General features: G+C 48.4%; 11 protein-coding genes. 4 read left to right on the forward strand and 7 right to left on the reverse strand.

Annotated elements, in window-relative coordinates; genetic code table 11:
- The first annotated feature begins 48 nt into the window (after nucleotides 1–48).
- Complete coding sequence (locus DYD62_RS15850; protein WP_115228414.1) at nucleotides 49–762, forward strand: hypothetical protein; 714 nt, start codon at nucleotides 49–51, stop codon at nucleotides 760–762.
- A gap of 7 nt (nucleotides 763–769) precedes the next feature.
- On the opposite strand, the gene DYD62_RS15855 is transcribed toward DYD62_RS15850, so the two are convergent.
- Nucleotides 770–1681, reverse strand: a complete 912-nt coding sequence (locus DYD62_RS15855) for a LysR family transcriptional regulator (RefSeq protein WP_276527794.1) — start codon at nucleotides 1679–1681, stop codon at nucleotides 770–772.
- Between the two features lie 150 nt (nucleotides 1682–1831).
- On the opposite strand from DYD62_RS15855, the gene DYD62_RS15860 reads away from it, so the two are divergent.
- Entirely contained in the window at nucleotides 1832–2710 is an 879-nt protein-coding gene (locus tag DYD62_RS15860) for an MBL fold metallo-hydrolase (protein ID WP_115228415.1), read from the forward strand.
- Between the two features lie 52 nt (nucleotides 2711–2762).
- On the opposite strand, the gene DYD62_RS15865 is transcribed toward DYD62_RS15860, so the two are convergent.
- The gene (locus DYD62_RS15865; RefSeq protein ID WP_115228416.1) at nucleotides 2763–3143 is read right to left on the reverse strand and encodes a hypothetical protein; all 381 of its coding nucleotides are present in this window, start codon (nucleotides 3141–3143) and stop codon (nucleotides 2763–2765) included.
- Nucleotides 3144–3307: 164 nt separating this feature from the next.
- On the opposite strand from DYD62_RS15865, the gene DYD62_RS15870 reads away from it, so the two are divergent.
- A complete protein-coding gene (locus DYD62_RS15870; RefSeq protein WP_115228417.1) occupies nucleotides 3308–4312 on the forward strand; it encodes a patatin-like phospholipase family protein in 1005 nt (334 codons plus the stop codon).
- Here DYD62_RS15870 and DYD62_RS15875 read toward each other — a convergent pair.
- Complete coding sequence (locus DYD62_RS15875) at nucleotides 4309–5067, reverse strand: transporter substrate-binding domain-containing protein (protein ID WP_132038677.1); 759 nt, start codon at nucleotides 5065–5067, stop codon at nucleotides 4309–4311. The two genes, DYD62_RS15870 and DYD62_RS15875, sit on opposite strands and share 4 nt — an antisense overlap.
- A gap of 177 nt (nucleotides 5068–5244) precedes the next feature.
- Between DYD62_RS15875 and DYD62_RS24320 the strand changes: the two genes are divergently transcribed.
- Entirely contained in the window at nucleotides 5245–7224 is a 1980-nt protein-coding gene (locus tag DYD62_RS24320; RefSeq protein WP_165928699.1) for a methyl-accepting chemotaxis protein, read from the forward strand.
- A 66-nt stretch (nucleotides 7225–7290) separates the two neighbouring features.
- Here DYD62_RS24320 and DYD62_RS15885 read toward each other — a convergent pair whose 3' ends face one another.
- From DYD62_RS15885 to DYD62_RS15900, 4 genes are all read right to left on the reverse strand, one after another.
- Nucleotides 7291–8232, reverse strand: coding sequence for a class I SAM-dependent methyltransferase (locus DYD62_RS15885; RefSeq protein WP_115228420.1), 942 nt, complete (start codon nucleotides 8230–8232; stop codon nucleotides 7291–7293).
- Between the two features lie 253 nt (nucleotides 8233–8485).
- The gene (locus tag DYD62_RS15890; RefSeq protein ID WP_115228421.1) at nucleotides 8486–9679 is read right to left on the reverse strand and encodes a branched-chain amino acid ABC transporter substrate-binding protein; all 1194 of its coding nucleotides are present in this window, start codon (nucleotides 9677–9679) and stop codon (nucleotides 8486–8488) included.
- A 197-nt stretch (nucleotides 9680–9876) separates the two neighbouring features.
- Nucleotides 9877–10785, reverse strand: coding sequence for a Dyp-type peroxidase (locus tag DYD62_RS15895; protein ID WP_115228422.1), 909 nt, complete (start codon nucleotides 10783–10785; stop codon nucleotides 9877–9879).
- A 91-nt stretch (nucleotides 10786–10876) separates the two neighbouring features.
- Complete coding sequence (locus DYD62_RS15900) at nucleotides 10877–11473, reverse strand: YqiA/YcfP family alpha/beta fold hydrolase (protein ID WP_115228423.1); 597 nt, start codon at nucleotides 11471–11473, stop codon at nucleotides 10877–10879.
- Nucleotide 11474 lies beyond the last annotated feature (1 nt).

Genomic DNA, 11474 nt, shown 5'->3' on the forward strand with positions numbered 1-11474 from the left:
AACCAAGACTCAGCCGATAAGTGATAAACAACTTTTGAGCACCTAGCCATGAACCCGCTCTCTCTGCTGAATAATCGCACAATCCAGAATCCTTATGCGTCTTCTGCAGAAAGCAGCGTCCCCCGCACGCAGGCCATTAAACCTGAAACCACAGTGCAAAAAAGCAGCGATGCGCTGGCAAGCCGTGCCGAAGATTTAGGCAAAGCCACCACCGATTTAGCACAAAATTTAATGCAAGGTTTTGCTCAACAACTCTTTGGCGACGCCGCCAAGGGCATGACTTTTCAGTTTGATCAGGCCAAGCTAAGCAGCTCATCCAACTTTGCAGCTGCAGCTCAGCAAAGCGCCAGCGGTACAGCTGCAGGCTTCAGGCTTGAAGACGCCAGCCACTTTAATGGTAAGGGTAAGCTATTTACCGCCGATGGCCGCCAGTTTGATTTTGAGATTGACGTTCGTTATCAATCCATTATTGAAGGGGCCAGCGCCAGCAGCATCCAGCCTGCCGCCGAAACTAAACCCACAAATACCCCCGCAGGCAATCTGAACACACAATTTGCAGACACCGCAGAAAACCTATTGAAACGCTTAAGCAGCAAGCCTGAGCGCCAGCCATTTCAATTGCTCAAACAGGGAGAAGATGGCAAATCACTGCTAAAGCTGCTGGGCGATATGAGCTTGCAACTGCTCAACCTGCCTGGCGGGCCACGTTATCTGGATTTAAGCCAAGACGGTACCAAGCCAAGCTTTCAAGAACAGGCTTAATACACAACTATTGCAAAAACTGATCCCAGCCTGGCTTACTGCCAAAACGCTCAGCCAAAAAATCCAGCAGGCTGCGTAAAATATTGGGCATATGCCGTCTTGAGGTGTACAACCCATAAATTCCCAGCTCATCTGACTGATAATCCGGCAGTAAATGAACCAGCTCGCCCGATTCTATATAAGGTGCCGCACTGAAAGTGGGTTGGTGCGCAATGCCCGCCCCAGCCAAAGCCGCTTGTAAAATTACATTTGCGTCATTCGCGCTAATCGCCCCGGCCACATTCACCATATAAGGCTCGCCATTTTTAGTAAAGCGCCAGCCATTCCTGCCAAAAAAAGCATGGCTCAGGCATTGATGCTGCAATAAGTCTTCCGGGTGCAGGGGCGTGCCGTGTTTTGCCAGATAGGCCGGTGTGGCACACACAACAGACCTACAAATGCTTAATTTTCTGGCGATCAGATTAGGATCAACGTCGTTGGTAATCCGAATCGCTAAATCAATCCGCTCCTCGACCAGATTAATGCTTCTATCGCCCACAATCAGCTCGACCTGGGTATCCGGGTACTGCGCAACAAAAGCAGCTGCAGCAGCCGCTAAATGCGATTGAGCAAAGGAATTGCTGCTCGCCACACGAATCAAACCATGCGGTGCCGCATTCAGATTATGCGTGATTCCCTGCACATCATCGGCCAGCTCCAGCATTTTCCTGCATCGTGGCAAAGCATCCTGCCCTGCACTACTCAGGCCGATGCTGCGGGTGGACCGGTGCAATAATCTCACCCCCAGCCACGCTTCCAGCTCGGCCAAATAGCGGGAAACCATGGCCCGCGACATATCCAGCTTATCTGCCGCAGCAGTTAAGCTGCCCTGATCCACAACCTCAATAAACACCCGCATTGCGGTCAGCCTGTCCATCATCTTGGTAACAGCATGCGCTGCTCCTTTTGCAGATTGATCATCTGCTCGAATTATGCAACAAACTAACGCCTGATTTGGGGTTTTTCTGTGCGCGGTATACAACTAATCTAGCGTCCATTGCAAAACCAAACACATTCAAGGAAACAAATCATGCTTAAACCCGCTGCTGTTTTATCCACACTTGCTCTGTCTTTTGGCCTGATCGCCGCTGCTCAAGCCGCTGAAGCGCCTTTAAAGCTTGAAGTTTATGCAAACCCGGATCCAAGCACCTTTGGCGTGGCCTCTACCCTGGTAACTGGTAAGACCGAAGCCATCCTGATTGATGCACAATTTACCCTTGCTGATGCCCACCGTGTTGTTGCCAATATTCTGGCCAGCGGCAAGAAACTGACCACTGTTTATATCAGCCACGGTGACCCTGATTATTACTTCGGCCTTGAAGTGATTACCCAGGCTTTCCCTGGCGTAAAAATTGTAGCCAGCGCACCTACAGTGGCTCATATCAAGCAAACGCTGCCAAAGAAAATGGCTTACTGGGGCCCAATCTTAGGGACAAACGCGCCTAAGCACCCGGTTGTTCCTGCGCTGTTATCAGGCAACACACTGACAATAGATGGCGAGAAATTAGAAGTGGTTGGCCTTGATGGCGATAACGCAGAGCACAGCTTTGTATGGATTCCATCGATCAAAACCATCGCTGGTGGCGTATCTGTATTTGGTAACTTCCATTTGTGGACTGCAGACGATGCTTCTGTATCCAAGCGTGCACAATGGCTGAAAGTGATCGATAAAATGGAAAGCCTGAAGCCTGAAGTGGTTGTTCCTGGCCACTTTAAAGCCGGTACAACGTTCACTGTTGAGCATCTGCAATACAACCGTGAATACCTGAAAGCCTACGATATTGAGCTGGCAAAAGCCAAAGACTCTGCAGCACTGATTGCGGCCATGAAAAAACGCTATCCGGATGCTGGCCTTGGCATGGCGCTAGAAATTGGCGCAAAGGTCAACAAAGGCGAAATGAAGTGGTAAGCACACCCCTGCTGTAAAGCAAAAAGCCCGGAAATCTTCCGGGCTTTTTACTTTAATGATGCGCCAAAGGGCTCACTTCCCTAGGCTTTGCCGCAATCACAGCAGAATGCACGGCATCATCCTGCAGGCCATGCCAGAACACATGTGCAGCGACCGCATGGCTGTGATCATTAATTTGCTGCCATGCACGCACCGCATCACTGGCAAGCTCAAACATCACAATAGAATGGTGCTCTTCCAGCGCCTGCGCCACCGTAATCATGCCTGCATCACTTAAATAATCGATCAAAGCCCCCCGTGATTTGGTCGTTCGCTCATCCGTTGTATCGTAAGTCAGAAACAAAACTGCATCGCTTAACTGTGCAGATGCAATACGAATAAAATCAACCCGGGACAAAATACTCACCTTCCCACGCGGACTCTCGATCTTCATGATAAAACTCCTTCGCCTTAAGCATGGCCTTACTGTGTTCTAGCAGATAAAAATCTGCACACTGGCAAAGAAAGTGCATACTACTGCTAGCTTAAATGAGATAACGCAGTGCAACAAAGCGGAGTATTGTTTATGCGTAAGCAAACTATTTACTGGGGAAAGCCATGGCGCGTACAGCATTAATTATTAGTGGGGGTGCACCCAACTCCACCTTGATTGCAGGGGCTTTAGAAGCCTTTCACGAACTTGGGGTAAAAGTGGATGTTATCTCTACAGCGGGGGCTGGGGCACTGCTTGGCCTGATGTATATTGCTCCGAAGAACGGTGATGTTGTAAGCACGCTGCGCGGGCTGAAAGAAATGGGCGTGGCAGACTTTATCTATCGTGCTTTCCCGGTGAACTTTAAAGTTTTTCATAAGCCAGGCCCCTTGGCCGAGGCCTACCGCCAGACGCTGGCGGCCAATCCATTACTGCAAATGATGCAACAATGGCCAGCCAGTAATCCTTGGGCGCAAACATTAAAAGACGGGGCTGCTCTTGCCTTAGCCAGCGCCAGCCCCAGTGATTTAAGCAGCGATTCACTGGGCCTCTGTGCTCATGTACCCTTTGCTGAGCAAATAATTGATTTTGAAGCGCTGCAGGATAGTGACGCCCATTTCTGGCTTAATGCCTATAACCTGAGCCAGCATCAAATGGAAAACTGGCCACGCAGGCAAATTGATTTAAAGCATTTACAAGCCGCATTGTCTTTTCCCTATCTTTATCCGCCAACCGAAATCAATGGGGATTTTTATATCGAAGGCGCAGCAATTGACTGCCTTAATTTTAAAGACTTGCGTAAAAACCACCCAGAATTAAAAGAAATTATTGTTTTTGATTTGCTGGGCGCAGAAAAATTACTACGCAAACCCAAAGATTTATATGATGCATGGGTAATGTCTATCATTACCCCTCTGGTAGAAATTGCCCGGGACGATATTAAATTATTTGAAGCGTTGCATAGCGACGGCATTACCCTGCACAAAGTGCCATTAATTGATGCTATTGCAGAGAAAGATCTGCCGGATGTATTTGACTGGTCCAGAAGCAATATGGACAGGCTCTATCAGACAGGATATCAGGCAGCAAAAAATTACGCTGCTGCTAAACTGGCACACTTAATAAACTAATATTTATTGGAAGTATTTAAATTAATAACCGTTCTTTTATTTAAATTAAGTTGCTTTACCTTAGGGAAAAGCAACTGATCGAAAAGGCGGCGTTGCAAGCCACTTGCCAACGCCGCCTGTAATGCTTTTTCAATCTGATTTCTGAGCTGCGGATAGCGCGGGGAAACATAAAAAACAAAATCGCGCTCGTAACTTAATAGCAAATCAGGCTCGATCTCTAAATCAGGATGTGCAGCCAAATCATCCAGAATCTCTATCGCACCACGTGGAAAATAATCAACATCCCGGTTGCCCGCTGCCAAAAGCTTAAACAAGACTTGCCAGTCACCAATTTGTTCATAAACAGGCAATTGGTTTTCTTTCCAGACCATCACATCAAACCAGCCCTGAGCCAGGCCCGCACGTTTATTAATGGCCTGTAAATCTGCCAGTGTTTTCACCCTAGAATAGGCTGCAGATTGTCCTTTTTTAATCAGCAATAAACGCTGGCCAATCAGGCCAAAGCTTAAAGGAATATCAACGCGTAAGAAACGCTTATCCCGCTCTGCCGTTTGTAAAAACCAGTGTACGGATAAATCACCACTCTCTAATACCTTATTAACACGCGCCACGGGCATTTCCGGCTCTGCAATAATATTTACTCTATACCCTTCAGCCAGTAATGATTCCTGTAATAAACGATGATAATACTGCTGTTGTTGATCGCGCCGGTTCATTAAATGAAGGTCAATCACTTCAGCATGTGCAAAATTCATAAAAAATAAACAGATGCCTAGCTTATACATAATCTTAGCCTTTAGCTGCCCTTGATTAATAATAGATGAATATTAAATAAAGCCAATACTCCTTTTGGCCGGCCATTAATAAAATAAAAAGAAAGAAAAGTCCAATCAAGCCTAATGTGCTAGTTCTGCATCAAAGGTGCCATGCTAATGAACTACTTAATACGATTCATGCGCTCGCTAAGCTACCCTGCCCGATTCGCCGTAATGGGCCTTGTAATAGCAATTGGCATTTGTTTTCTGGGCTACTCACTTTATAAAGTGACCGAAACCAACCACCTTTTCTCTGCACGCGAGCAGCAAGGCATGGCCTATATTCAGCCATGGCTAAGTTTGCAAACCAGCCTGCAAACGCTGCGAGCAGCCAAAGCAGCAGGGCAGCCAGGCAATGACAATGCCTGGGTCGGTGAGTTTGAAAAAACACTGGGCAGTGCGGAGCAAAGCCAGTTAGCCCAAGATTTAAGTTTTGATAAGCAAAGAAGCGCTTTACGCCAAGGATTGGAAGAATTTCGCAAGCAAAATGCCACAGATCCCAAAGACGCGGAGCAAAGCTATGCCACGATATCCAGCCTGATTACCCAGCATATATCTGACGCTTGCGATCAATCCAACCTCACCCTCGATCCAGATATTGACACCTATTATCTGATGGATACCGTTTGCTTTCGTTTACCTGCCTATCAGGATCTACTGGGTGAACATATGGCGCGAGGTGCCATTTCACTTAAAACAACAAATGCCGGTCAGGCCACCCGCCTCATCGAACTAAGGCCGCTTGCCCAGCAAAACCTTAGCTTGATTACCGGAAATTTAATTCGTGTTGGCAATTACAACGCAGAAATGAATAAGCATTTTGATGATCATTTAAATATCATGGGCGGCCAATACAACAAATTGCAAAGCCAGCTTAGCCCGCAGGCATTAGAAAATCTAAACGCTGAAACTTTGCCGGCTCTGTTACAGCAACACTCGCAAGGCAGCAATGCTCAGGCAGAGCTGAATAAAGACCTGCAAGCGGCGCTCAATAAACTTTTACAAATACGGGTTGATGGCCTGACCAGCCAGCGCAACAATTATGTGGGCGCGGCGATTGCCGCACTGATACTCACCATTTTGCTAGGCTGGGCATTTTATCGGGCACTCAGTATGCAGCTTGGCAGCGATCCCAATACGGTTGTCGCCCTGGTCAAGCTGATTGCTGCGGGTAATCTGGCCGTGCCGATTCCACCATCTGATCAGGGAAGCCTGCTGCAAGCCATTGATAGTATGCAAAAAGATTTACGCAGCATGGTGGCCGAAACACAAATCGCCACGACATTATTGGGTGATATCGCCATTGAATACGCCAAAACAGTAGCCAGTATTGCCGATATGGCGGTACGACAAAGTGAAACAACTCAAATGGTTTCCAGTGCGGTGGAACAGTTATCCACCAGCATCGCGGAGAGTGCATCTTATGCCACTAATGCACTGGAGCTTGGGACAAAGTCTGAAGCTCAGGCGATTCAAAGCGTGGCAGAAGTTGACTCGGCATTTGGCCAGATGCAGCAAATTGCCGATAGCATTAACACCGTATCCAGCAGCATTAATCATCTGAGTACCGAATCCACGCGTATATCATCATTAGTCGGCGTGATCCGTGAAATTGCCGATCAAACCAATTTGCTGGCGCTAAACGCTGCTATTGAAGCCGCAAGGGCCGGAGAGCAAGGGCGGGGCTTTGCCGTTGTTGCAGATGAAGTACGCAAGCTGGCCGAAAGAACTTCCAGTTCTTCTGCTGAAATCGTTGGCGTTCTCAGTAAGGTTCAGCATGCTACACAGGATGCCGTCAGCAGCATGAACCACAGCGTGGCCGAGGTAGAACGAAACAGCAATATGTCGCAAAAAATCAGCGCGTCAGTAAACACCATGCGCGAGCAAATGAGTGGTGTGGTTGGGCAATTACGCTCAATCAGCGATACCCTAGTAGAGCAGCGTACCGCCAGCGAGCATGTGGCGATGCACGTTGAGGCGATTGCGAGGGAAGCAGATGGCAGCCGCGCCTACACCGAAAAAGGCCTGCATGCCTCTGAAGAGCTGCAACATGTAGCATCTCGTTTGCAAGAGAGCGTCAGCAAATTAAAGATTTAAGCGGGCAAAGGAGTTGCTTTGTATTGACCACCGCTTTTGCAAAGCGCGGATCGCTCTGATAAAAACTCAGGCACTTTTACGCTGAAATACCCATACCCCGGCTTTTAACTCAGGCGGCAGTACCAGCTTGCTGAGTGCGGCGTCTTCCTGCCAGGCAAACGCCGTTTGTGCTTCATAATCGGCCCAATTACCGGTAATAAAGCGTGAATGGCTGCCCAGTACGATATAAGTTTCTACGCTGCGGGTACGAAAAATCTGTTTTTCAAAACGATTTCCCGAAGGCGGCCACGAGCAAATCACCACCTGTGGGTTAAATCGGGCCATCGCGGCGGCGGCATCCATGCGTTGTACAGACTCGGGATATTGCAGCACTTTTCCCCAGCTAAAATCGTCACTGGCGGTAATATCCACGCCTGCATCGCTTAAAAACCGGCTGAGTGTGCCATCTCCTGCGGCAATTTCAAGGCAACTACGCTGGCCGATGATCCGGGCTAAGCCTGCAATCAGCTCGCGGCTATAAAAACAATAAATCCCACGTTTTTCTACCAGCGGCATCAAAAGCCGCTTTTGCCATAACAGCGGCCAGATGCACTTAAATGCCCGCATCGATACCGGTTTTCTGACTAAATCGTGCTTGAATAATAATTTTTGCGCCAGAAAACCATTAAAGAAATTAAACCTTACCTTGCCCTGATACACACCCGTAGCCGCAGAAAAAGCATATTGGCGCAGGGCGAGCTCCGTCATTCGCTGGCGAATTTGAGCACGGACAAAATCTGCAAAAGCACGGCCATTTCGCTCGCCCGATAAAAACCTCGCATCAGGTTTTATTCTCTGTGAAGAACGTTCCACCAACTGCTTAAGCTCCGCCGGATTACGCCGCGCAAACACCGCCGCCAGCTCATCACGCACCAGCAGCCAATCCTGTGGGCAAGCCTCGCTTAATGCGCTTAAACCCGGCCCACTCTGCAGCCACTGCCACTGTTGCTCAGGGGTTTTATCATTCAAAGCAATGCTCCTGAGAAAACCCAAATCTTAAACCACACAGAACACAGTGACACGAAGTTGCACGGAGAAAACCTTGTTTATCATTTTCTGCTTAGCCCTTCGTATTCTCCCTTTTCAGCAAAGTTAAAGCTTGGGTTTTGCTTGAGACTCATTTCTACAGGTGATGAACAAGCATAAAAAAATGCAAACCAGCGAACTAGTTTGCACGAAGAGAGAGTCTTGCAAGCCAGCCTGCTAGCAGGCTGGCGTAATCTTACTTACCGCCAAGCGTTTCCAATACTTCCCACTTACCACCTTTTACTTTGTAGACCGTCAGGCTGCCGTCTTGCAAATCGCCTTTATCGTCAAAGCTGATATTGCTTGATGTCACTCCACTGTGCTTGATTTTAGCCAGCACAGGCAGGTATTTAGCTGGGCTTGCTGAGCCAGCGGCTTGCATTGCGGCCAGCATCAGGCGGGTAGAGTCATAGCCGTACGGAGTGTAAATTTCCAGCTCGCCGTATTTGGCTTTATAACGAGCGGCAAAGTCTTTGCCACCAGGCATTAGATCAAGAGGCTGACCTGCCAGCGCAGCAATCGTGCCTTCAGCATCCGGGCCAGCTAATTTCAAGAAGGTATCTGAGCGAGTCATTTCACCCGAAACAATGGGTGCTGCAATGGCTAAACGTTTCTTTTGGCGTGCCATCGGGCCGGATTGTGCATCGGTGCCACCATAGAAAATCACGTCTGGCTTAGCGCCCTTGATGGAGGTCAGAATCGAAGTGAAATCGGTTTCTTTATCGCTGGTAAATTCGCGTTTAACGATTTCAGCGCCTGCGGCTTTGGCCGCTTTTTCAAACTCATCAGCGAGGCCCTGGCCGTAAGCAGAGCGATCATCAATGATGGCAATCTTTTTAGCGGCTAGTTTTTCTACCGTATATTTACCGATTACCGAGCCAAGCTGTGAATCAGAAGTCAGCGAGCGGTATGTGGTTTTAAAACCTTGAGCGGTATAAGCGGGCGCTGTGGCCATGGCAATTTGCGGCAGGCCAGCATCGGAGTAAATCTTGGAAGCCGGAATTGCACAACCAGAATTAAAGTGGCCGATAATCCCTGCAACCTTGGCATCTACAAATTTCTCGGCAACCTGAGTGGCTGTTTTTGGATCGGCCATGTCATCTTCGGCCACCAGTTCAAACTTAACCGGCTTACCATCCAGAGTTGGTTTTGTTTCGTTTACATCGTCAATAGCCAGCTGCACACCGTTTTGATAGCCCTTGCCGTAATGTGCTTGTGGCCCTGTAAGCGGTGCAGCAAAACCAATTTTAACGACCGAAGAATCACCAGCAGCAGCTACAGCAGGCGCTGGGGCAGATGCAGCGGTGTTGCTTTCTGGCTTTTGGCCACAAGCTGTCAGCGCTAAAGCAAGAGCCGCAGATAATGCTGCCGATTTCTGAACGAATTGCATATACAAAACTCCCCTCGAATGTGTTTATGCAATGTGATCGTGTTCATTTTTTACAGCAATCGGGGGTTTCCTGAACAGGGTTTTGCTTGGTCCATGCAAAAGATGCCAGCAAAAAGCAAGTTAAGCGGCAACGCCGCTTAAAATGCAAGCTACAGCGACTATATGCGGTAAAAACACCCCATAAGCCGCCTGCTTCTTTATTTTTGTAACTGCTTCAACTGCTCAATACTTGGGGCAAAAAATGCAGCACCCGTCACTGCACGAGTAAAATTGAGCATATGGTCAACTCTGCCATCTGATGTAGGGGCCACCATTCTGGTCAGCATCTTTTCAAACACAACAGGTGTTTTACAGTAAGAAATAAAATACAGCCCTTTATCGCCACCCGGCGAGCCATAGGGCATTGAATGCCTGAGCATCGCCAGCTCTTCGCCGTCTTCTTCAATAATCACTCGGCTGATATGGGCTGTATGCGGCCTGTCTTCATCCGGTAATTCTTCATTCGTGTCTTTAGTGCGCCCAATCACCGCTTCCTGCTGGCGCACCGGAAGCTTTTTCCATTGCTCCATTCGGTGCACATAGCGCTGCAAATGAATATAACTGCCGCCCGCCCAATCACCATCAGCCAACAAAGCCACTTCTGCCCGCTCGTCACCAACCGGGTTTTCAGTGCCATCCACAAAGCCGGTTAAATCACGGGCATCCCGGTAACGAAAACCATGCACGGTTTCGATCACATCAAGCCATTCCGACATTTCAGCACTCAGCTGATCAGCAAACTCGTGCAGCAAATCGTAGCGCTCACCGCGCAAATGAAGCAGTACATCAACCTCGCTGGCAGGAGCGGGGTGAATGGCTCCTGATATGGAAGGAAAATCACGCAGCAAAGCCGGTTTGCTGCTGTAAAGCTCCGGCCAGACATGAGGGCCAAAAGCAATTACTCCGCTGGCTTGCGGGTCTTCACCCTGTAAATGAATAATCCGGTCTGAAACACTGGCCAGAAGCGCTTTTAAGCGCGCATCAGCACGCCTACCCAAACGCCGCCGGAATAAAGTAAACAACGCGTGCCCATTGGCAGGAGGAAGAATTCCACTTTGTGGAGTCATGCTTTAATCCTTAAGCAAAAATCTCAGACATCAGGCGGCGCATTCCGCCTTAAAAACACTCAATCTTGTTAAAACCCAGCCATGCAAGCCATCACCGTATGCAGTTTTCTTTACCTTGAGCAAAGCCCCATATTTCGGGTAGCCACTGCTGAAAATCTGCAAAACCATGATCGCCCCCTTTGATGATCGTTTGACGACAAGCAGAGTAATAGTTCACTCCGGCTTGATAATCCAGCACCTCATCACCCGTCTGAGTAAGCAGCCAGTATCGCTTGGGCTGGCTTGGCTGACGCTCAAACTCTTTGAGCTGATCCGCAAAACGAATATCAATGATATGTATTTCACCTGTTTGATAATTACGCTGCGGGCCTAAATACTCATTAATTCTTTCATAAGGCCTTACCGCAGGATTAATCAATACCGCCCTGCACGCAAAGGTTTCTGCTGCCCATGTCGCAAAAAAACCACCCAAAGAGCTGCCAACCACACAAACATCTTCGTTTGCTAAATGAAAAAACAAACCCTGAAGCAACACCCCCGCTGCATTGGGATCCATAGGCAGCTGAGGGCAATGAAAATAATCCTGCAAGCCCTGCTCACTCATCCATGTGGCCATTTCCTGCGCTTTTTGGGATAGGGGGCTGGATAAAAATCCATGCAGATAAATAATATGCGGGCGGTATGACATT

Source organism: Iodobacter fluviatilis (genome assembly GCF_900451195.1).
GTDB lineage: Bacteria > Pseudomonadota > Gammaproteobacteria > Burkholderiales > Chitinibacteraceae > Iodobacter > Iodobacter fluviatilis.

Excerpts from the sequence above, each read along its gene's own strand:
- DYD62_RS15875 (WP_132038677.1), bottom strand. The coding sequence starts at position 5,067 with ATGAATTTTGCACATGCTGAAGTGATTGACCTTCATTTAATGAACCGG.
- DYD62_RS24320 (WP_165928699.1), top strand. The coding sequence starts at position 5,245 with ATGAACTACTTAATACGATTCATGCGCTCGCTAAGCTACCCTGCCCGA.
- DYD62_RS15895 (WP_115228422.1), bottom strand. The coding sequence starts at position 10,785 with ATGACTCCACAAAGTGGAATTCTTCCTCCTGCCAATGGGCACGCGTTG.
- DYD62_RS15855 (WP_276527794.1), bottom strand. The coding sequence starts at position 1,681 with ATGATGGACAGGCTGACCGCAATGCGGGTGTTTATTGAGGTTGTGGAT.
- DYD62_RS15890 (WP_115228421.1), bottom strand. The coding sequence starts at position 9,679 with ATGCAATTCGTTCAGAAATCGGCAGCATTATCTGCGGCTCTTGCTTTA.
- DYD62_RS15860 (WP_115228415.1), top strand. The coding sequence starts at position 1,832 with ATGCTTAAACCCGCTGCTGTTTTATCCACACTTGCTCTGTCTTTTGGC.
- DYD62_RS15850 (WP_115228414.1), top strand. The coding sequence starts at position 49 with ATGAACCCGCTCTCTCTGCTGAATAATCGCACAATCCAGAATCCTTAT.
- DYD62_RS15865 (WP_115228416.1), bottom strand. The coding sequence starts at position 3,143 with ATGAAGATCGAGAGTCCGCGTGGGAAGGTGAGTATTTTGTCCCGGGTT.
- DYD62_RS15870 (WP_115228417.1), top strand. The coding sequence starts at position 3,308 with ATGGCGCGTACAGCATTAATTATTAGTGGGGGTGCACCCAACTCCACC.
- DYD62_RS15900 (WP_115228423.1), bottom strand. The coding sequence starts at position 11,473 with ATGTCATACCGCCCGCATATTATTTATCTGCATGGATTTTTATCCAGC.